The sequence below is a fragment of the Brachybacterium sacelli genome (assembly GCF_017876545.1).
In the GTDB taxonomy this organism is placed as follows: domain Bacteria; phylum Actinomycetota; class Actinomycetes; order Actinomycetales; family Dermabacteraceae; genus Brachybacterium; species Brachybacterium sacelli.
Map to the genome: position 1 here is coordinate 1,918,038 of NZ_JAGIOD010000001.1, position 20,604 is coordinate 1,938,641.

At 70.7% G+C, this 20,604-nt stretch carries 20 protein-coding genes and 1 tRNA gene; 7 read left to right on the top strand and 14 right to left on the bottom strand.

Features of this window, described 5'->3' with window-relative positions; translation table 11 throughout:
* Positions 1-2: 2 nt before the first annotated feature.
* On the bottom strand, positions 3-980 hold the full coding sequence (locus JOF43_RS08570; RefSeq protein WP_209901169.1) for an MDR family oxidoreductase: 978 nt from the start codon (positions 978-980) through the stop codon (positions 3-5).
* A 206-nt stretch (positions 981-1,186) separates the two neighbouring features.
* On the opposite strand from JOF43_RS08570, the gene JOF43_RS08575 reads away from it, so the two are divergent.
* From JOF43_RS08575 to JOF43_RS08590, 4 genes are all read left to right on the top strand, one after another.
* A complete protein-coding gene (locus JOF43_RS08575) occupies positions 1,187-1,543 on the top strand; it encodes a GntR family transcriptional regulator (RefSeq protein ID WP_209901171.1) in 357 nt (118 codons plus the stop codon).
* The gene (locus JOF43_RS08580; RefSeq protein WP_209901173.1) at positions 1,543-2,424 is read left to right on the top strand and encodes an ABC transporter ATP-binding protein; all 882 of its coding nucleotides are present in this window, start codon (positions 1,543-1,545) and stop codon (positions 2,422-2,424) included. Before JOF43_RS08575 ends, JOF43_RS08580 begins: the two co-directional genes overlap by 1 nt.
* 13 nt (positions 2,425-2,437) lie before the next feature.
* Complete coding sequence (locus tag JOF43_RS08585; protein WP_209901175.1) at positions 2,438-3,154, top strand: hypothetical protein; 717 nt, start codon at positions 2,438-2,440, stop codon at positions 3,152-3,154.
* A gap of 44 nt (positions 3,155-3,198) precedes the next feature.
* Positions 3,199-3,286 (top strand) — tRNA-Ser (locus JOF43_RS08590).
* A 27-nt stretch (positions 3,287-3,313) separates the two neighbouring features.
* Here JOF43_RS08590 and JOF43_RS08595 read toward each other — a convergent pair.
* Complete coding sequence (locus tag JOF43_RS08595) at positions 3,314-4,243, bottom strand: SDR family NAD(P)-dependent oxidoreductase (protein WP_209901177.1); 930 nt, start codon at positions 4,241-4,243, stop codon at positions 3,314-3,316.
* A 106-nt stretch (positions 4,244-4,349) separates the two neighbouring features.
* Here JOF43_RS08595 and ptsP point away from each other — a divergent pair, with 106 nt between their 5' ends.
* Positions 4,350-6,068, top strand: a complete 1,719-nt coding sequence (ptsP, locus tag JOF43_RS08600) for a phosphoenolpyruvate--protein phosphotransferase (RefSeq protein ID WP_209901179.1) — start codon at positions 4,350-4,352, stop codon at positions 6,066-6,068.
* Positions 6,069-6,230: 162 nt separating this feature from the next.
* Here the strand turns inward: ptsP and JOF43_RS08605 are convergent, their stop codons facing one another.
* From JOF43_RS08605 to JOF43_RS08615, 3 genes are all read right to left on the bottom strand, one after another.
* On the bottom strand, positions 6,231-6,503 hold the full coding sequence (locus JOF43_RS08605) for an HPr family phosphocarrier protein (protein WP_209901181.1): 273 nt from the start codon (positions 6,501-6,503) through the stop codon (positions 6,231-6,233).
* 101 nt (positions 6,504-6,604) lie between these two features.
* Positions 6,605-7,747 (bottom strand): mannitol-1-phosphate 5-dehydrogenase, encoded by a 1,143-nt coding sequence (locus JOF43_RS08610; RefSeq protein WP_209901183.1) that lies wholly within the window; start codon positions 7,745-7,747, stop codon positions 6,605-6,607.
* Positions 7,744-9,867, bottom strand: coding sequence for a PTS mannitol transporter subunit IICBA (locus JOF43_RS08615; protein ID WP_209901185.1), 2,124 nt, complete (start codon positions 9,865-9,867; stop codon positions 7,744-7,746). Before JOF43_RS08615 ends, JOF43_RS08610 begins: the two co-directional genes overlap by 4 nt.
* Positions 9,868-10,044: 177 nt before the next feature.
* Between JOF43_RS08615 and JOF43_RS08620 the strand changes: the two genes are divergently transcribed.
* A complete protein-coding gene (locus JOF43_RS08620; protein ID WP_209901187.1) occupies positions 10,045-11,043 on the top strand; it encodes an Ldh family oxidoreductase in 999 nt (332 codons plus the stop codon).
* A complete protein-coding gene (locus tag JOF43_RS08625; protein ID WP_209901189.1) occupies positions 11,040-12,038 on the top strand; it encodes a proline racemase family protein in 999 nt (332 codons plus the stop codon). Before JOF43_RS08620 ends, JOF43_RS08625 begins: the two co-directional genes overlap by 4 nt.
* Before the next feature lie 41 nt (positions 12,039-12,079).
* Here JOF43_RS08625 and JOF43_RS08630 read toward each other — a convergent pair whose 3' ends face one another.
* From JOF43_RS08630 to JOF43_RS08670, 9 genes are all read right to left on the bottom strand, one after another.
* A complete protein-coding gene (locus tag JOF43_RS08630) occupies positions 12,080-12,427 on the bottom strand; it encodes a GntR family transcriptional regulator (protein WP_209901191.1) in 348 nt (115 codons plus the stop codon).
* On the bottom strand, positions 12,424-13,326 hold the full coding sequence (locus JOF43_RS08635; protein WP_209901193.1) for a hypothetical protein: 903 nt from the start codon (positions 13,324-13,326) through the stop codon (positions 12,424-12,426). The genes JOF43_RS08630 and JOF43_RS08635 overlap by 4 nt, the downstream gene beginning before the upstream one ends.
* A gap of 77 nt (positions 13,327-13,403) precedes the next feature.
* Positions 13,404-14,144: a DUF1684 domain-containing protein gene (locus JOF43_RS08640; protein WP_209901195.1), complete on the bottom strand. Its 741-nt coding sequence runs from the start codon at positions 14,142-14,144 to the stop codon at positions 13,404-13,406.
* 16 nt (positions 14,145-14,160) lie between these two features.
* Positions 14,161-14,472, bottom strand: coding sequence for a putative quinol monooxygenase (locus tag JOF43_RS08645; RefSeq protein WP_209901197.1), 312 nt, complete (start codon positions 14,470-14,472; stop codon positions 14,161-14,163).
* Positions 14,473-14,558: 86 nt separating this feature from the next.
* Positions 14,559-15,443 (bottom strand): carbohydrate ABC transporter permease, encoded by an 885-nt coding sequence (locus JOF43_RS08650; RefSeq protein ID WP_209901199.1) that lies wholly within the window; start codon positions 15,441-15,443, stop codon positions 14,559-14,561.
* On the bottom strand, positions 15,440-16,276 hold the full coding sequence (locus JOF43_RS08655) for a carbohydrate ABC transporter permease (RefSeq protein WP_209901201.1): 837 nt from the start codon (positions 16,274-16,276) through the stop codon (positions 15,440-15,442). The genes JOF43_RS08650 and JOF43_RS08655 overlap by 4 nt, the downstream gene beginning before the upstream one ends.
* A gap of 71 nt (positions 16,277-16,347) precedes the next feature.
* Positions 16,348-17,661, bottom strand: coding sequence for an ABC transporter substrate-binding protein (locus JOF43_RS08660; protein ID WP_209901203.1), 1,314 nt, complete (start codon positions 17,659-17,661; stop codon positions 16,348-16,350).
* A 60-nt stretch (positions 17,662-17,721) separates the two neighbouring features.
* On the bottom strand, positions 17,722-18,849 hold the full coding sequence (locus tag JOF43_RS08665) for an LLM class flavin-dependent oxidoreductase (RefSeq protein ID WP_209901205.1): 1,128 nt from the start codon (positions 18,847-18,849) through the stop codon (positions 17,722-17,724).
* Between the two features lie 153 nt (positions 18,850-19,002).
* Complete coding sequence (locus JOF43_RS08670) at positions 19,003-20,547, bottom strand: sugar porter family MFS transporter (protein ID WP_209901207.1); 1,545 nt, start codon at positions 20,545-20,547, stop codon at positions 19,003-19,005.
* Positions 20,548-20,604 lie beyond the last annotated feature (57 nt).

Here is a 20,604-nt window from a genome sequence, read left to right on the forward strand (position 1 = left end):
GGTCACTGGGTCACGTCCACGACGGTGCGGCCCCGGATCTCACCGGAGAGGATCCGCTGGGCGATGGGGATCGTCTCCGACAGCCCGATGCTCGTGGTCAGCGAGTCCAGCAGGTCGAGGTCGAGCTCGCGGACCAGCGCGTCCCAGGCTCGCTCGCGCAGGGCCGACGGCGCGTCCACCGAGTTCACCCCGGCGAGGGAGACGTGGCGCAGGATGAACGGCATCACGGACGTCGGCAGGTCCATACCCTGGGCCAGCCCGTAGGCCGCGACCGTGCCGCCCCAGGTGGTCTGGGCGAGGACGTTGGCCAGCGTCGTGCTGCCCACGGCGTCGATCGCCCCGGCCCAGCGCTGTGACTGCAGGGGCTTGCCGACCTCGTCGCCGAGCTCACGACGGTCGATCACCTCGGCGGCCCCGAGCTCGCGGAGGTACTCGGTGTTCTCCTCGACTCGACCGGTCGAGGCCACCACCCGGTGCCCGCGGCCGGCCAGCAGCGCGACCGCGATCGACCCCGCCCCGCCGGAGGCGCCGGTGACCAGGACGTCACCACTGTCGGGGGCGACGCCGCCGTCCTCGAGGCGCAGCACCGAGAGCATCGCCGTGAACCCGGCGGTGCCGATCGCTGCAGCCCGCTCGGGGGAGAGGTCGGCGCTGAGTCGCACCAGGGCCTCGGGACGCACGCGGGCCCGGGTGGCGAAGCCGCCATGGCGGGACTCGCCGATGCCGTCGCCGTTGAGGACCACCAGGTCACCGGCCGAGTACTCCGCGACCTCGGAACCGGTCACCCGCCCCACCAGGTCGATGCCCGGGATCAGCGGGAACCGGCGCGCGATGCCCGTGCCCGCGATCGCCAGACCATCCTTGTAGTTGTAGCTGGAGAAGAGCACGTCCAGCTCGACGGGGCCGGTCAGCAGGGACTCGTCGGCGTCCTCGACGAGGCGGGCGTCGGCCCCCTCGGCATCGATCAGTACGGCGCGCATGGACGCGCTCCTCTCGCTCGAGTGCAGGTCTGCCCAGCCTAGTGCGCCCGTCCCGACGTGGGGCGTCTGCGTCCCGCCGCCGGAAGTTCCGCGGCTCGTTGCGACAGGGATTGACGCCGCACCCAGTTCCATGGTTCATTAGTGGAGTAACGAACCAAGCAACCAGTAGCACACCAAACAACCGTGGAACCACCTCAGGAGATCCCGTGCTCGACGAGTCGAAGCCGCTCTTCCTCGCTGTCGCGGAACAAATCGAGGACGGGATCCTCGATGCCACATACGTGGAGGGCGAGACCGTCCCGTCGACTAATGAGCTCGCCGCCTTCCTCCGCATCAACCCCGCCACGGCCGGCAAGGGCCTGAACCGCCTGGTCGATGCGGGCGTCCTGGAGAAGCGGCGCGGACTCGGGATGGTCGTCGCTCCCGGGGCGGTCGAACTCCTGCGCCGGCGACGGCGCGAGGCCTTCGCCCAGAACTACCTCGCCCCGCTGCTCCGGGAAGCCGCACAGCTGGGCATCACCCCTCGCGAACTCGCGCAGATGATCACGAAGGAGGCGTCCTGATGAACGCCCTCGAGACCCGGGACCTCAGCAAGCACTATCGAGACGTCGCCGCGATCGACGGCGTCAGCATCTCCCTCGAGGAGAATCGCGTCCACGGCCTGCTGGGCCGTAACGGCGCAGGCAAGACCACCCTGATGAAGCTGCTGACGGCTCAGATCTTCGCCACCTCCGGCAGCATGCGCGTGCTGGGGGAGGACCCGGTGGAGAACGCCGGGGTCCTCTCGCGGACCTGTTTCATCCAGGAAAGCCAGAAGTATCCTGACGGATTCCGGCCCCGCGACGTACTGCAGATCGCGCAGGGCCTGTACCCGTCGTGGGACAGGGAGCTGGCACGGGATCTGGTGGCCGAGTTCCGACTCCCCGAGAAGCGCGTGATCAGCAAGCTCTCGCGCGGGCAGCTCTCCGCCGTCGGCATCATCATCGGGCTCGCCTCGCGGGCACCGCTGACGTTCTTCGACGAGCCCTACCTGGGACTGGATGCCGTCGCCCGGCGACTGTTCTTCGACCGGCTGCTGGCCGACTACGCCGAGCATCCCCGCACGATCGTCCTGTCCACCCACCACATCGACGAGGTCTCCAACCTGCTCGAGCACGTGGTGCTGCTGGACGAGGGCCGGGTCATGGTCGACGACGAGACCGAGGCACTGCAGGGAGCTGCGATCGAGATCTCCGGGCGCACCACCGAGGTCGAGGAGTTCACTGCCGCCGCCGAGGTGCTGCACCTGTCGCGGATCGGCTCCCTCGCCACCGCCACGATCCTCGTCGACGGCGATCGGACCGCGGCGGCCGCTCGCGCGGCAGGACTCCAGATCGCCCCGGTCTCGCTGCAGAACTACATCGTCCACCGCACGACGGCTGCGGCCGTCGACGCGGCCCACTGAGAGGAATCCCGCCATGCGATACCGCAGCGTCATCAATATGCACCTCGTCAACCGCATGCAGGCGTTCGGGTGGCCGCTCCTCGTGATGGCCTTCGCGCTCACGATCGTCCTCGCCATCGGCGCGATCGTCGGTTCCCTAGGGGCCGAGGCCAGCGCCGGGTTGTACCGGGGCTTGACCTGGAACGGGGCGATCTTCTCCCTGCTCGGCCCGCTCATCGGCTACGGATTCGTCTCGATGGGGCAGTACTTCCCGCTCGCCCTGGGGCTCGGGCTGACCCGGCGGGAGTTCGCCGCCGGACTGAGTGTGGTGTTCATCGGCAATGCCGTGGCCTACTCGGTGCTGGTCACGGTCGGCAAGACCATCGAGGCCGCCACCAAAGGCTTCGGGCTGCGGATCCGATTCTTCGACGTCTTCTACACCGGCACCGGGGCCTCCTGGCAGACCTTCGTCCAGACCTTCCTGCTGATCGCGACCGTGCTGTTCCTCGGCGCCGCCATCACCTCCGCCGTGCAGCGCTTCGGCCAGTCCTTTCTCTGGGTCGGCGGCAGTCTCCTGGCCGTCATCGCCGTGGCGCTCCTCGCGGGCATCGTGCTGATCGACGGCTTCGGGCAGCAACTACTGGACCTGTTCACCGTCGGCTGGGGCACGTGGATGGCGGTGATCGCCCTGATCGGGCTGCTCGCCGCCGGAGCGTGGCTGCTGCTGGTGCGCCGCACCCAGGTGCGGTGAGCCCGCACGCTCCCGGTACACTTCTCGGGTGCCTCCGGGCACCGGGAGGGTTGTCAGAGCGGCCGAATGAGATGGTCTTGAAAACCATTGTGCGGTGACCCCGTACCGCGGGTTCGAATCCCGCACCCTCCGCCGTCGGGGCAGGGCCAGGTCCCCGCCTCAGCTCGCGCCGAGGCCCGTCTCCTCGCGGACCCACCCCACGACCTCACGGGCCAGGTCCGCATCCGATGCCGCGGGGGAGCGGCGCCGGAACGTCGGCCGGCCTCGCAGGCCGCGCGGCCCGTCGGGCCCGATGTACGAGCCCTGGGGCAGCGGCTGGGTGGCAGCGAACAGGACCGAGGAAGCGCCCTGCGTCGCGGGCATCGCGATGGGACGGCAGAGGGCGGTGACGAGCCGGTCGAGGCGGGCCGATCCGGTCGCGTTCTGCAGGTTCGTCAGCACCCATCCGGGATGCACCAGCTGCAGGTCCCTCGCGCGACCGTCCTCGTCCTCGTCCTGGTCCCGCAACCGGTCGGCGAGGTCGAGGCCCCACAGCATCGTCACCAGTTTGGAGCGGCCGTAAGCGGCGCGCAGCGACCAGCCGCCCCGCCGGAAGTGGGGGTCGCTCAGATCGATGGCACCGAAGGTGTGCGCGTCCGACGTGACGACCACGACCCGCTCCCGCACCACGGGCAGCAGCAGCTCGGTCAGGAGCATCGGGGCGAGCGCGTTGACACCGGTCATCAGCTCGAAACCGTCGGCCGTCTCCTCCCGGCGTCGCGAGACCACGCCCGCGCCGCTGATCAGCAGGTCGATCCCGTGCTCGCCGACGGTGGTCAGGATCTCCTCGGCGCCGTGGCGGACGGAATCGAGGTCCGCGAGGTCCAGGTGGACCAGACGTGCCGCCTGCGCACGCCCGGTCTCGCGCCGGATCCGCCCGGCGACCACCTCGCCCTTGGTCCGGTCGCGCACCGCCAGCACCAGGTCCGCACCCCACAGCGCGAACTGCAGGGCCGCTTCCCGGCCGAGGCCGTCGCTGGCCCCGGTCATCACGACGGTGCGCCCGGTGAGGTCGGGTCTGCGCAGGTGCTCCCACTCCATGGCGTTCATCGCGCCATCCTAGGGGCCGCCCTCGAGGGGCCTGCGCCCCGCGTAGCATGAGCATGTCGTCGCGCCCCCGTCGACATTGCCCGGATCCCCGCGAGGAGAGTCAGCGATGGCCCAGTACACAGGTGTTGCAGTCAGCCCCGGCCGCGTGGTCGGCACGATCCGGGCGATGGCACCGCCGGTCGCAGAGCCCGCCGCGAACGAGAAGCTGCCCGAGGGTGCTGATCCCGCGGCGGAGGCGGAGCGGATCCCGGCCGCGGCAGCAGCGGTGCAGGCGGCGCTGACCCGTCTGGCGGAGCGCGCCGCCGGCGACGGGAAGAAGATCCTCGAGGCCACCGCGCAGATGGCGGCCGACCCGTCGTTGACCCAGACCGCCCAGGGCTTCGTGCTCTCCGGCGGCAAGTCCCCGGCCCGGGCCGTCTGGGAGGCCGGCGACCAGGTCGCCACCATGCTCGAGGGCCTCGGGGGCTACATGGCCGAGCGCGCCACCGATGTGCGCGACGTGCGCGCCCGCATCGTCGCCGAGCTGCGTGGGGAGCAGGCTCCCGGCATTCCCGATGTCGAGGAGCCCTTCGTGCTCACCGCCATCGACCTCGCCCCGGCCGATACCGCCACCCTCGATCCGGAGCGGGTCATCGCACTGATCACCTCCGACGGCGGCCCCCAGTCGCACACCGCGATCCTGGCCCGTCAGCTGGGGCTGCCCGCGATCGTGGCCGCCAAGAGCATCCACGAGTTCGCCGACGGCACCGAGGTGTTCGTCGACGCGGGGCTCGGCACCATCACCGATGAGGTCACCGACGAACATCACCGCTTCGCCGCGGCCTGGGCCGAGCTGCAGCGGAACCCGCTGACCTACGACGGGGGCGGCGGTGTCCTGGCCGACGGCACCAGGGTGCAGCTGCTGGCCAACATCGGCGGTGCCGCCGACGCCGAGAAGGCGGCGGCCGCGAACGCCGACGGTGTGGGCCTGTTCCGTACCGAGTTCCTGTTCCTGGACCGTGAGGACGAGCCGAGCATCGAGGAGCAGACCGCGGCCTACGCGGAGGCCTTCGCGCACCTGCCCGGCAAGAAGGTCGTGGTGCGCACCATTGACGCGGGCGCCGACAAGCCGCTGCCCTTCCTCACCGACGCCGACGAGCCCAACCCCGCCCTGGGGGTGCGCGCCTACCGCACCTCCTGGGAGAAGCGCTCGGTGCTGACCAACCAGCTCGACGCGATCGCCGCCGCCGCGAAGACCTCGGAGGCGACGCCCTGGGTGATGGCCCCGATGATCTCCACGGTGACCGAGACCGAGGACTTCGCCGACCTGTGCCGTGAGCGCGGCCTGAAGCCCTCCGGCATCATGGTCGAGACCCCCTCGGCCGCGATCACCGCGGACCGTCATCTGCTCGCCTGCGACTTCGCGTCGATCGGCACCAACGACCTCACCCAGTACACGATGGCTGCCGACCGCCAGCTGGGCTCGCTCGCCCATCTCAACAACCCGTGGCAGCCCGCCGTCCTGGCCCTGGTCAAGGCCACCTGCGACGGCGCTCGCGCTGCCGGTGGCGATCCCGAGGCCTTCGGGGAGAAGGCGGCCAAACCCGTGGGCGTGTGCGGCGAGGCCGCCGGCGACCCGGGCCTCGCGGTGGTGCTCGTGGGCCTCGGGGTGAACAGCCTGTCGATGACCCCGCGCTCGCTGCCCGCGGTCGCGAAGGTGCTCTCCACCGTCACCCCCGGGCAGGCCCGGGAGCTCGCCGCCGCGGCCGTCTCCGCCCGGACCGCCGAGGAGGCCATGCACGCGGTGCGCGCCGGGCTGCCGGTCCTGGGCGAGCTGGGGCTGTGAGCGGCTGAGCCACGGACGCGTCGGGGCGCGCCTTTCACCCCGCCGCGCCCGATCCGAACCCCGTGCCGCTCGGCACGGACGCCGAATCCCCCGATACGTCCCGTTCACGGGGCATATCGGGGGATTCGGTGCGTCAGAGGGGTGCGCGAGGGCCCAGCCGGGTCACTCCTCGGCGTCGAGATCCTTCTCGAGCAGGTCAGCGAGAGCGCTCACCGACTCGTCGGCACCCTCGCCCTCGGCGCGCAGGGTGACCTCATCGCCCTTGCCGGCCCCGAGCGTCATCAGCATCAGCATGCTGGAGGCCTGCACGGGGCTGCCTCCGACCTTCTCGATGGTGACGGTCGCGGACTGCTCGCCGGCGGCCTGCGCGAAGATTCCCGCGGGGCGCGCGTGGAGCCCGGAGGCGCTGGCGATGGTGACGGTGCGCTCTGCCATGGTGTGTGCCTTTCGACGGACCGCCGCACTGCTCGCGGCGGATTCTGAGCGCGGTCGCCCGCGCCGGGTTCGTACGGTCTCGCTGAGGAATATACCCGGGATCAGCCGTTGGCCTGCCGGGCCGCGACCGCTCCCCGTGCCGCCGCGTACAGGGGATGGGGCGGCTCGAGGCCGGTGATCTCCGCCGTGGCGGCATCGGCGTCCTGCCTGCGCAGGATCCCCTGCAGGCGGTCCGCCTCCTCGTCGCCGTTCGGCGTGAAGGCGAGGGCGGCCGCGAAGGAGGCCAGCAGGCCCTCGTGACCCATCCCGCGTTCGGCGAGCTCTGCGGCCGGGCCGATGATGCGGTCGTGACGGGAGAGCTTGCGCAGCGGGGCCCGTCCCACGCGCTCGACCGGGTCGGGCAGGGCGGCGTTCGCGAAGCGGCCCAGCACCTTCGAGCGGTACGAGGCCATCTCCTCCTCGGCGAATCCGTACTTGGCCACCAGCAGGGACGACGTCTCGTCGAGCACGACGGAGACCTTCTCGGCCACCGTCGGGTCATCGATCGCCTCGGCGATCGTGGCGTGCCCGGCAGCCCAGCCGTCCCAGGCCGTGGTGGCGTGCCCGGTGTTGACCGTGAACAGCTTGCGCTCGATGTACGGGCCGAGGTCGTCCACCCAGGTGATGCCGGGGACGTCGAGCTCCTGACCGTCGAACGGAGTGCGGTCGACCGCCCATTCGTAGAAGTCCTCGACGGTGACGTCGAGCCCCGCGTCCTCGGCCTGCACCGGCACGATGCGGTCCACCGCGGTGTTCGAGAACAGCGCCTTGTCCTCGAGGTCGTCCCCGGCATAGTTGGCGCGGATCTCCTGTTCCAGCAGATCGGTCGCGTTGATCGCGTTCTCGCAGGCCATCACGACCAGGCGCGGAGACCCGGCGGGGCGGGCGGCGATGCCGGCGGCGATGTTCGGCGCGACGAAGCGCAGGATGTGGGCACCTACCGCCGTGGTGACGACCTCGGCTGCGGCGATCTGCTCCGTCAACCCTTCCGGGTCCTTCGTCGAGTCGGTCGCCGAGAAGCCGTCGACGACGGTGCGCGTGGGGTGCCGGCCGACGGTGCGGACCTCGTAGGAGTCCGCCTCCTGCAGCTGCGCGATGAGGGCCTCGGCGACGTCCGCGAACACCACCTGGTACCCGGCCTCGTGCAGCAGCAGGCCCACGAACCCGCGGCCGATGTTTCCTGCTCCGAAATGCACTGCCGTCATGCGTCCGACTCCTTCTCGTCGCCGAGGATCGCGCGGATCTCGTCGGTGGTGGTGGCCTGCTCCAGACGCTCGACCTGGGCGGGATCGGAGAAGGCCATGGCGACCTTCTGCAGCAGCTCGAGGTGCTCGTCGCCGACCCCCGCGATCCCGATGACGAACCTGGTGGGGTTCCCGTTCCAGTCGATGTCCTCGGGGTAGCGCACGAAGGACATCGCCGAGCGGGTGATGGACGACTTCGCCTCATTGGTGCCGTGGGGGATGGCCAGGCCGTTGCCCATGAACGTCGAGACCGTCGCCTCGCGGTCGTGCATGGCCTCGACGTAGCCCTCGTCGACCGCGCCCGCGGCTACCAGCAGGGCCCCGGCCTCGTCGATGCCGGAGGCCGAATCGGTGGCGCTTCCGGCGAGCACGATGCTCTCGGGGGAGAGGATCTCGGGCGCAGTCGCGGAACCGGGTCCCTCGTCGGCCGACGGCTCCGCCCCGGCACCCGTTCCCACGCCGACGCCTGCGCCTGCGGCGGTGCTCGCAGCCGCCTCGGACCCCGTGCCCTCCTCCGCGGCCTCGGGATCGTTGCGCTGCTGGACCAGCTCCACGACCTCGTCGTAGCGCGGGGAGTTCATGAACTGGTCCACGCTGACCTGGACGGCGGAGCCGGTGCGCTGGCGGGCGCGGTCGGTGAGCTCCTTCTGCGTGACGACCACGTCCCACTCGTCGGACAGGCTCGAGATCGCCTTGTTGGTGACCTCGACGTCGTCGAAGCCGGCCGCCCGGACCTTCTTGCGCAGCACCGTCGCGCCCATGGCGGAGGAGCCCATGCCCGCGTCGCAGGCGAAGACGATCTTCTCGATGCGGCCGGTGTGGCCGGAATCGTCGGCCGCAGAAGCGGCGCCGGCGGCTCCCGCGCCGGCGCCGGTCAGCGCGCCCGCGACGGAGGACTTCTTGCCCTTCATCTCCTCCATCTTGGCGGTGGCGGCCGCGATGTCGCCCTCCTCCTGCTTGCCGATCCGCAGCAGCAGCGCGGCGATCAGGAAGCTCACGACCGTCGCACCGATCACCGCGAGGGCGATGCCCAGATACGAGTCCGTGGTCGCATTGCCGAAGATCGCGATGATGGATCCCGGCGCCGCCGGGGCGCGCAGACCGGTGTCGAACAGGACGTTGAGGAAGACGCCCGTCATACCGCCGCCGACGGCGGCGAGGATCAGGGCGGGCTTCATGAGCACGTACGGGAAGTAGATCTCGTGGATGCCGCCGACGAACTGGATCAGCGCCGCACCGGGGGCGGAGGCGCGGGCGGCGCCTCGTCCGAAGAAGCTGTAGGCCAGGAGGATGCCGAAGCCCGGGCCGGGGTTCGCCTCGAGCAGGAACAGCACCGACTTGCCGTTCTGCGAGGCCTCCGTGAGTCCGAGCGGCGTCAGCACCCCGTGGTTGATCGCATTGTTCAGGAAGAACACCTTCGCGGGCTCGATGAGCAGCGAGACCAGGGGCAGCAGGCCGAGACTGATGAGTCCTTCGACGCCGGCGCCCAGCAGGTTCATCAGTCCGTTGACGATGGGCGCGAGACCGTAGAAGCCGATGAGGGCCATGAGGAAGCTGAAGATGCCCGCGGAGAACAGGTTGACCAGCATCTCGAAACCGGCCGGGATCCTCTCCTGCCACAGCTGGTCGAGCTTCTTCATCAGCCAGGCGGCCAGCGGCGCCATGATCATGGCGCCGATGAACATGTGGATCTGACCGATCTGCTCGTCCGACGGCTGCGTCAGGTTGAGCATCGTCACCAGCTCGTCGGAGCCGGCGATGACACCCATCGTCGCGACGACGCCGACGACGGCGCCGCGCGCCTCGTAGATCATCCGGCCGCCGGTGTTCGCGATCAGCAGCGGCAGCAGGTAGTGGATCGTCGGGTCGACGATCCCCAGGTGGGGATTGCCGGCGGCGTCCTCGAAACCGCCGAGGGCGGGAACGGGCGTGAAGCCGTCCTCGATGAAGAAGGCGGTGATGATGCCCCAGGCGATGAGGGCCGGGATGTTCGGCATCACCATGTTCGACAGGGAGGTGCCGACCTTCTGCAGGGCCACGCGCGGGCTGAAACCGCTCCTGGCCTCGGTGGTTGTGCTCATGAGACGTCCTCGGTGACATCCGGGGGCCCGCGGGCTCCGGGGGCGACGGCACGCGCCGGGTGACGCGCTGCGGCCGTGCGGGGCGACCCCGGGCATGAGTCGGAGGAGCTGCTCCGTCGGCGTGAGGGCAGTCTAGCCATGCAAGGCCCCGCGGCGGCTCCGATACCCTGGTCGGACATGTCTGCCGCCCCCGCCACCCGTCGCCTGTCCCTGCCCGAGCTCGAGGAGCTGTGCGCCGCGGCGGTCCTCTCCGCCGGCGGCTCGCGCGAGACGGCGGCGGCGCTCGCGAGGGCGACCTGTGCCGCCGAGCGTCGGGGCCGGAGCGCCGTCGGCGCCGCGCACCTGCCCGACTACCTCGACGGCCTGTGCAGCGGCCGCATCGACGGGCACGCTGTCCCGCGTCTCGAGCACCGGCGCGCGGCGGCGCTGGCCGTCGACGCCCGCGGCGGCATCGCCCAGCTGGCCTTCGAGCACGCGCTGGAATCCTTCGCGGACGCGGCGCGCAGCTGCGGTGTGGCGGTGCTGTCGATGCACGAGGCGTTCAGCGCCGGCGAGCTCGGCCACTACGCGGCGCAGATGGCGGAACAGGGGCTGATCGGCCTGGCCTGCGCGAACTCCCCGGCGCTGATGGCCGTGCACGGGGCGCGCGAGGCGGTCACCGGCACGAACCCCCTCGCGTTCGCGCTGCCGCATCCCGACGGGCCCCGGGTCATGGATCAGGCCAGCAGCGCGACGGCCTGGGTGCGGGTCCGGGACGCTGCCCGAGCGGACGAGCAGATTCCCGCAGGCTGGGCGCTGGACGGGACCGGCGAGCCCACCACGGACGCCGAGGAGGCACTGGCCGGAGCCCTGCTGCCGTTCGGCGGCACCAAGGGCGCGAACATCGCGCTCATGATCGAGATGCTCGCCGCCCTCTCCGGTGGATCCTTCTCCCTGGACGCCGCTCCCTTCGACCGCGGCTCCCGCTCGCCCCGGCTGGGACTGTTCGTCCTCGCCGTCGACCCCGAGGCGTTCGACCCCGGGTACGCCGGACGCCTGGCGGAGCATCTGGACCGGCTCCGCCGTGAGCACGCGGCGGGCTTCGGACGACCCCGGCCCCCGATCACGGAGGTCGAGCTGCCCGAGGACCTCTATCGGATGCTGCGCGCCGCGCAGGGACAGGAGCAGCAGCGATGAGGAGCAGTCGCGTCCTCCCCGTCATCGATACCCACGTCGAGGGGCTGCCGGTCCGGGTCGTCACCGGCGGCGTGCCCGCCATGCCCGGCCGCACCATGGACGAGCGCCGCCGCTGGTTCCTGGAGAACTCCGATCACCTGCGCACTCTGCTGATGTGCGAGCCGCGGGGGAACGGGTGGATGTCCGGGGCGATCCTGCAGCCCTCGACTCGCGAGGACGCCGACTGGGGCGTGCTGTTCATCGAGGTCACCGGTGTGCTGCCGGTGTGCGGCGCCGGTACCATCGCGGTGGCCACCGCCCTGGTCGAGGCCGGTATGGTCGAGGTGACCGAGCCCGTCACGACCGTACGGCTCGACGCCCCGATCGGGCTGATCACCGCCGAGGTGCGGGTGCGCGAGGGCCGGGCCGAGTCCGTCACCATCACGGGCGTGCCCTCCTACGCGCAGGCCCGCGACCAGCACCTCGAGGTGCCCGGCCGGGGCCAGATCGACGTCGACCTCGCCTTCGGCGGCAACTTCTACGCATTCGTCGACGCCGCGAGCCTGGGGCTCGTCGTCGAGCGGCCGGCGGCCGAGGAGCTGATCGTCGCCGGGCGCGACATCATGGCCGCGGTGAACGAGCAGCTGCCCGTGCGCCACCCCCTCAACGGCTTCGAGGGCTGCGAGCACGTGGTGTTCCTGGCCCCCTGCTCCGACGCCCGCCGGGCGCGGCATGCGCTCGTGAACCATCCCGGCTGGATGGACCGTTCGCCCGGCGGCACCGGGACCAGCGCGCTGATGGCCGTGCACCACGCCCGCGGGGACCTGGACCTGGGCACCGACTTCGTCAACGAGTCCCTCCTCGGCACCACCTTCACCGGGCGCCTCATCGAGCGCACGAGCGTGGGCGACCACGTGGCCGTCGTCCCCACCATCACCGGCCGGGCCTGGATCACGGCGACCGCCCAGCTGATGCTCGACCCCACCGACCCGTTCCCGGCCGGCTTCACCATCTGAGCCGACGCGCCGACGTCGGGCTCAGCGCCTGCTCAGCGCCGTCACCACACGGCGCGGAGCACTCGGATCGCGTCCTCCAGATCGAGGCCGTCCTGACGCCCCGCGGAGGCGAGGCGGCGGGCAGATCGGGCGACGGCGGGGGAGACCGGGGACGCCTGGTCGCTGACCCGGGTCCCGGAGCCCGCTCGGGAGACGATCAGCCCGTCGGACTCCAGTGCTCGATAAGCCTTCGCGACGGTGCCCGGGGCGACCTGCAGGTCCGTCGCGAGCTGCCGGACGGAGGGCAGGCGATCCCCGCGGGCGAGCGCTCCGGTCGTGATCAGTCCGGTGATCCGGTCACGGATCTGCTCGGACGGGTTCCCGCCGGTCGGGGAGATCTCGATGATCATGCCGGGACCTTCTCGCGCGCCGACTGGGTCGGCCGGCTCCGAGAACTGAGCGCGGTGACGATCCACAGCGCCAGCCCGATCGACCCGGCGAGCAGCGCGCCGCCCCCGAGAACGGGAGTCAGCGCGGCGAAGGAGGTTCCGGACCGGAAATTCTCACCGGACGCGGCTCCCACGGTGAGGCTCATCGAGGAGGTCACCTCCAGTGACCTGAGCACCGTCGCGAGGTGCAGGAGCAGGGCTCCGGTCGCGATGCGGGCGACGTTCGTGCTCCGCAATCGGCGCCGGGCGATGTCCGCCTCGACGTCCTCGGTGTGGGGAGGGCGGGCGATGCCGGCCAGCGCGGCGACTGCGGCCGCGAGCAGGATGATGACAGCGATCAACGGACCCACGGAGTGGTGCCATCCGTAGATGTTGGTCGCGGAACCTCCAGGGCCCAGTTCGATCACGTACCGCGTGAACTGACCGGCTTCGTCGCGCTCCGAGGCGAGACCTGCAGCGACGGTGACGGCGACGACGATACCCAGCACGATCAGGGTGATCGCGATCCAGATCCGGTCGAGGAACGAGAACCAGGTGCGCGGAGTCAGCTGGGCACCGCTGGAACGCCCGCTGCGAGAAGGGATCCCGAGGGTGAGGACCACGAGGATTCCGAGCAGCACGGGGAGGAGATAGCGAATCGCCGAGAACACGTCCCACGGGTAAGCAGGGATAGGGATCACGAAGACCGCGGCCATCGCGGACAGCGTGAAGGCCGTCATCACCAGTGACGACGTCCCCGCCGCCGTGGCGGTCAGCACCGCGTGGCGGCGATCGAGGCGAGGGCGTCTCGCGCGCCCGGCGAGCCAGAACGGCACCGCGCAGACGATGCCCACGAGCGTGGGAGCGAGCAGGTACCACATGAGATCCCTCGATCCGTATCAGTTGACTGACACAAACCGTATCAGGGAAATGGTACGCCGGGGTCCCTATGTCGGGCTCAGCGCTCCGTCGGCTCGACCCGCCGCTCACCGGCGCGCACCGCGAAGGGTAGATGGTTGCCCGCGGGCGGGCGCGGGCAGGTGCCCCAGAGGCTGAAGGCCGAGGGGAAGTTCAGCGCCCGGTTGAGGTCCACGCGGATCCGGGACCCGTCGAGCTCCGCCGTGACCTGGCGCCAGTCGGCGCTGTCGGTCTCGGAGGTCCCGTCGGTGAACAGGAGCGAGGAGTCGCCGGTCAGCGTCATCTCGACCGGGCCGCTCGGGGTCTCGAGGGTGGCGATGCCGGGGGAGGGGAGCTCCTGCTCGAGCCACGCCAGAGCCGAGCCGACCGTGACCGTGGTGGGCTCCCGCCGCCAGGTGCCCTCCAGCACAGCCGCCGGATCGTAGGGGTAGGTGGGGACCCCGGTGAACCCGGTGCGGCGCGGGGCCGCGGGATTCATGAGGCGCAGCCCGGTGCGTCCGCCGCGATGGATCACCTCGACCTGCACGTCGTCGCCGAATCGCGCCAGGCGCAGGTCCTCACGGCTGCCGTCCAGGACCTCGAGCTCCTCGGTACCCCCGGAGACGCCGAGCCGTCCACCCTCGAGGCGGTACTGGCCGGGCAGGCCCTCGACGGATCGTTCGACCTTGGCCGGCTCGATCCAGTGCAGCGCCACCTGGGCCAGGACGCCGTGGCGCGCGGCGAGCGCCTCCTCGCGGCGGTGGCGGAACTCCTGCCAGGCGGTCTCGCCGGCGGCGTTCATCGGATCGTCCCGCCGCTCAGAGCGCGCCCTGCTCGGCGGTTCCCGCCGGGAGCGGGGACATGCGCGTGACCAGGGTCGGCTTCTCGACGAAGCCCTCGATGTCGGCATTGAGGGTCGCCACGGCCTCGCCGACGGAATGGGCGTCGAGGTCCTCCGCGCTGGTCCACTTCTCGATCATGGTGATGGTGCCGTCCTCGGCGTCATGGATGGAGTACAGCTCGCATCCCTGCTCGCCGTGGACGGCCTCGATGCCGCGGCGCATCGCCTCGGCGAGCTGCTGCTTCTTGCCTTCGGCGGGGTAGAACACGGCGGTGACGATGACGGTCATCAGGGACTCCTTCTGCTCGGGGCTCCGAAACTACCAAGCCCGGTGACGTCGGTGCACGCAGGACCACGGGAGGCGGACGCTGCGCATCAGCCCCGCACCGCGCCGGCGGTGATGCCTGCGACGAACCAGCGCTGCAGCAGCACGTACGCCACGATCATCGGGATCGACGCGATGATCACGCCCGCGAACAGCACCGGGTAGTTCGTCGTGTACTCGCCCTTGAAGTCCAGCAGCGCCTTGGGGAGCGTGGCCTTGTCCGGGTCGGAGATGAACAGCAACGGGTACAGCAGATCGTTCCAGTGCATGACGAACAGGAAGATCGCCACCGCCGCCAGCGACGGGGTGGACAGCGGCAGCGCGATCCGCCAGTACAGCTGCCAGGTGCTCGCCCCGTCGATCTCGGCCGCCTCGAACAGCTCACCGGGCAGGGTGCGGAAGAAACCGGTGAGGATGAAGATCGCCACCGAGCAGGTCACCGCGATGTTGATGAGGATCAACCCGAGCAGGGAGTTGGTCAGGCCCAGCTGATCGAAGATCACGTACTGCGGGATCATCGCCACCTGCGCGGGCACCGCCAGCCCCAGGGAGAACCCGGCGAACAGCACCAGGCCCAGCCGGCCGCCGATCCGGGCGATGGAGAACGCCGCCCAGCTGGCCACGACCAGCGTGGTCACCACCGACACGGAGGTCACCAGCACCGAATTGACGAAGCTGATGCCGATCCGGCCGCCGCGCAGCAGTTCGGTGAAGTTCGCCAGCGACGGGTTCGGCGGCAGACCGAAGGGGTCCGCGTACATCTGCTGCGAGGTCTTCAGCGCGGTGAGCACCACGACCACCAGCGGTACCGCGACGAGCAGCGCGTACACGGCCAGCAGCAGCCCGCGCGGCAGACCCGACCAGTCGAGCAGGACGCGGCGCCGACGCTCCCTGCGGGGCCTGGGGGTGTCGGGTGCGGTGGGGGCGGGGCTCATCGGTTGCTGCCTCCCGAGGCGAGGGAGACGGCGCGGCGCTGCAGGAGCGTGATCGCGGCGATGATCACCATGAAGATCACCGACTGCGCCGCCGCGTAGCCCATCTCGAAGTTGCGGAAGGCCGAGTCGTAGATCAACGTCGCGAGGATCTCGGTGGCATGGTTCGGGCCACCGCCGGTGGAGGCGATGATCAGGTCGAAGGCCTTGAAGGACTGGATCGTGGTGTAGGCGACGACGATCACCGTGGCGGGCTGCACCAGCGGGAAGGTGAGGTGGCGGAACTTCTGCCAGCGTCCGGCACCGTCGAGGGCCGCGGCGTCGTAGAGCTCCTGCGGGATCTGCTGGAGGCCGGCGATGTAGACCACCATCATCTGCCCCGCGTGGAACCAGATCTGCACCAGGGCGAGGTAGTAGATCGCCATCTGCTGATCGCCCAGCCACGGCTGCTGCCACGAACCGAGCCCCACGGCCAGCAGCAGACGGTTGGCGAGCCCGAACGTCGGGTCGTAGACGAAACTCCAGATGAAGGCGACCGCCACCGAGGACAGCACGGTGGGGAAGAAGAACAACGCGCGCAGGGCGATCGAGATCCGGGTGCTGCGCAGCAGGGCCACCGCCAGCGCGAGGGACAGGATCGTCTGTCCGATCACCACCACCAGCATGAAAGCCAGCGAGTTGCCGACCGCCCGGGCGAAGACCGAATCGCCCGTGATCAAGGTCCGGTAGTTCTCCAGCCCCACCCACGAGAAGTCGGCCGAGAGCCCGTCCCAGTCCGTGATCGAGAACTGGAAGGCCTGCACCGTCGGCCACAGCACGAACCAGACGTAGACCACGGCCGCCGGGATCAGCAGCGCGATCAGCGTGGGGTCCAGGCGCCGGAACGGCCGACGGCGGTGCCCCCGGCTCAGAGCTTCTCCTCGACCAGCGCCTGCGCCTCCTCGGCCGCCTGCTCCGGGCTGGTCCCGGTGGCGACCGCGACCAGGGAGTTCTCGACGGCGGAGCGGATGTCGAGGTCGATGAACTGGAATCGCGGTGCCAGCAGTGTGTTGCGGGTCTGCCAGGGGGCCAGCGCCTGCAGGTCGGGGTTCTCGTACTCGACGTCCTTGACGGTGACGTGCTGTGTGGTGCCGTCGCCGTAGGCGGCGGCGTGGACCGGGTCGGAGAGGAACTCGATCCAGGCTGCCGCCCCCTCGGGGTTCTTCGCCTGGGAATTCACCCCGAGGATGAACGTGGAGTTGAAGATGCCCTCGTAGGTGGGCTCCTCGCCGGCGGCGTTGGTCATCACCGGGGAGAGGTCGAGGGCGAACTCGGCGCCGGCGGAGCGCACCTGGCCGATCTGGTAGCTGCCGGTGGGCAGGATCGCGGCCTTCTCCTGCGTGAACAGGGACAGCACGCCGTCGATCCCGGAGCCGGAGAAGTTGTCCTGGAAGTAGCCCGAGAGCTCCTGGAACTGGGTGAGGCAGGTGATCCACCAGTCGTCGGTGGCCCGGTACTGTCCGGACTCGATCTTCGCGAACATCTCCGCATCCGGCCCGTTGTTCATGACCAGCGAGTTGATGATCTGGAAGGCGCTGGCCGGGTCGTTCCCCGGCCAGGCGATCGGGGTCACCCCGCTCCCTGCGAGCTTGTCCAGCAGGTCCAGGTAGGCGTCCCAGTCGCCCGGGACCTCCGAGACGCCGGCCTTCTCGGCGAGGTCGATGTTCAGCAGCGGCATGTTGAACACCAGCTGGTAGGGCAGGCCCAGCTGCGTGCCCTCGTACTGGCCGGGACCGATCAGATCCCCCTGGTAGTCCTCCAGGTACGGCACGTCCGACATGTCGGTGAAGATGCCGAGGTCCGCGAACTGGTCCAGCTGGGTGCCGCGGAACGCGGTGAGCACGTCGCCGATCTCGCCGTCACGGGCCTTCTGCGCGGCGGTCGACTGGTACTGCTCGGAGGGATCGATGGTCTGCTCGAGGGTGACCCCGTCGTGCTGCGCGGAGAACTCGGCGGCGAGCTCCTCCAGCACCGCTTTGTCCTCGCTGCGCCAGTGGTAGAAGTTCACGGTGCCGCTGACGTCGCCACCCGGATCCGGGGCGGCGGTGGCGCCGCCGGAGCCGCTGCCCGGCCCGCCGCAGGCCGCCAGGGCTGCGCCGGTGCCGGCCGCGCCGAGTGCGGTGAGCACGCTGCGGCGGCCGGGGCCGCGACCGGGCGAGGGGAGATGCTGAGCAGGGGTCATGGGGTCTCCGAGCGGGGAATGAGAACGGAAGAGGCGGGAGCGACGGGCGGGTCGGGGCTCTCAGGCCTCGGCGGCGAGCGGGGCGGTGGATCCCAGACGCTCGCGCACGCGGGGGATGACCTCCCGGCCCACTCGCAGCGCCTCGTCCCGGTGGGGGTAGCTGGAGAGGATGAACTCGTCGATGCCGAGCTCCGCGTACTCCACGAGCCGTTCGGCCACCTCGTCGTGCGAGCCCACCAGCGCCGTGCCGACGCCCTCGCGCATGAGCCCGATCCCGGACCACAGGTTCGGGCCGACGACGAGATCCGAGACGTCCTGGGGGAGCTCGGTGCCGTGCAGCGCGCCCATCCGGGCCTGGCCGACGGAGTCCATCGAGGCCTTGTGCTGCTGCACCGCGGCCACCGCCTCAGCGTCGAAGCCGGACTGGATGTCCGCGGCGACCTGCCAGGCCTCCTCGGCGGTGTCGCGGGAGATGACATGGATGCGCAGCCCGAAGTCGAGCTCGCGTCCGGCCGCCGCGGCGGCGGTGCGGACCGTGCCGATACGCTCGGCGATGTCGGCGAGCGGCTCGCCCCACAGCAGGTAGGTGTCCGCCTGGGCGGCCGCGACCTCGACGGCCTTCGGGGAGGCGCCGCCGAAGAACAGCGGGACCCGGGAGGTGCCGGGCTCGACCAGCTGCGCGCCGACCAGGTGCAGATGGCGGCCCTCGATGTCCACCTGCTCGCCCTGGAGGAGCGGACGGATCGCCTGCAGCGCCTCCTCGGTGATGTCGTAGCGCTCGTCGTGCGGGACGTGCACCCCGTAGCCGGCCTGCTCGGCGGGGTTCCCGCCGGTGACGACGTTGAGGATGATCCGTCCGTCGTGCAGCCGGCGGAAGGTGTCCGCCTGCTGCGCCACCAGGGTGGCCGACTGCAGACTGGGCCGCAGGGCGACGATGAAGGAGAGGTGCTCGGTGCGGGCCGCGATCGCGGAGCACAGCACCCAGGGGTCCGGGCAGCCGATGCCGACGGGGGTCAGGGCCCCGTGGAAGCCGGCCTGCTCGGCGGCCAGGGCGACCTCGGTCAGGAAGTCCACCAGGCCGTGCTCGGTCGTGGCCTCGCGCTCACGGGCGACGGGCCCGGGGGCCATGGATTCCCCGCGCGGCGGCAGGAACCAGTGGAAGCGGGGGGTGACGTGCGCGTCGGTCATCGGGCCTCATTCCTTCGGCGGTGCGCGGCGGTGCTCGCGTCGGCGATCCTCCTGATCCTCCCAGGAGCCACATGAGGGATTTTAGGCGTGCGAGGCGGCGCGCGCAGACCGATCGCGGGTTCCGCCGGAGCTCGGCTCGAGCGGGAACGGTCCTCAGCGCAGGGCGGACGGGGCCACGGACGGCTGGGAGGGGTCCTCGCGGTTGACGGGACCTTCGAACAGCAGGATGGTCTCGTCGGCCGCCTTGCCGTTGGTCTCCGGCAGGAAGCGGCGCACGAACACGGCCCCCAGCAGGCACAGCACGGCGAAGATGATCATCACCCAGGACAGCCCGAGCCCCTCCTGCAGCACGGGGAAGAAGAGCACCAGGGCGTAGTTCGACAACCAGTTCACGGACGCTGCGATCGCCGCGGCCCGGCCGCGCACCGCGGTCGGGAAGATCTCGCCCTGGATCAGCCAGCCGGTGCCGCCGACGCCGATCGCGAAGCTCGAGATGAACAGGGCGAAGGTGACCATCAGCATGATCAGCTGAGGCGTCCCCGTGAGGGTCGCGTTCCCGATCGCGCCGATGACGAGGAACACGAGCATGCACGAGAAGCCGCCGATGGCGAGCTTGCGGCGGCCGAAGGTATCGATGTAGCGGAAGGCGAAGTAGGTCGCGACCACATTGACGATCGCGAGCACGCCGGCCGCCATCACCCCGGCGATCTCGGCCTGGACGGGATCGCCGCCCTCGGTGCCGAAGTACGGGCCCAGAAGTTCCGGTCCGTAGTAGAAGGCGACGTTGATGCCGGTGATCTGCTGGAAGACGAAGAACACGCAGACCACGACCAGGGCGCGGCGCACCGCCGGGGTCCACAGCGTGGTGTTCGCCAGGCGCCGCACGCGCTCCTGCACGGCCAGGGCCTCGGCGTGGACCTGCGCGGCGGTCACCTCGATGTCGAGCTTGCGCATCGCGGTGCGCACATCCTCCTCGCGCCCTCGTTCCAGCAGCCAGCGCGGCGACTCGGGCATCCGAGCGCGCAGCAGCAGGGAGACGACCGCCGGGATGAAGCCGACGCCCAGCATGATCCGCCAGTCGACAGTGGTCGCGGAATCGGGGAACGCCTGCAGCAGGATCACGGCGACGACGTAGGCGCCGAGGATGCCGATCGTGATCATCCACTGCTGGATGATCGACAGCGCGCCGCGGCGCTTCTTCGGGGCGAACTCGGCGATGTAGGCGGTCGCGATCGCCGAGTCGGCCCCGATCGCCAGGCCGATGATGATGCGGCCGATGATCAGCGTGGTCGCCTCCGGGGCGAGCGCCGAGACGAGCGAGCCGATCGCGAACAGCGCCGAGTCGGCCAGCAGCAGCGACTTGCGCCCGAAGCGGTCGGTCAGCGGGCCGGCGAGCAGCGCGCCTGCGCAGGAGCCGAGCGAGGCGCCGGCGACCGTGATCCCTGTGCCCCAGGCACCGAGGTCGAAGGGCAGGAACACCAGGGCCGAGCCGATGTTCGAGGAGTCGAAGCCGAACAGGAAGCCGCCGATGGTGGCGAGGAGGGCGAGGTAGAGGTACAGCCCGCGCACGTCACGGCTGTCGAGGGCGGCCAGTACGCCGCCGCCCGGCGGACCGGCATCGGTGGCGGAGGAGGGGTCGGTGTGCTCCGAGGGGGTGTCGCCGACCTGTTCTGGATCGTTCTCCGGTGAATTCGACACGCCGGGAGGGTAGGCCCGGCGCGGGGTGACGTCAATCACCCTCGGTGACGGGGGAGG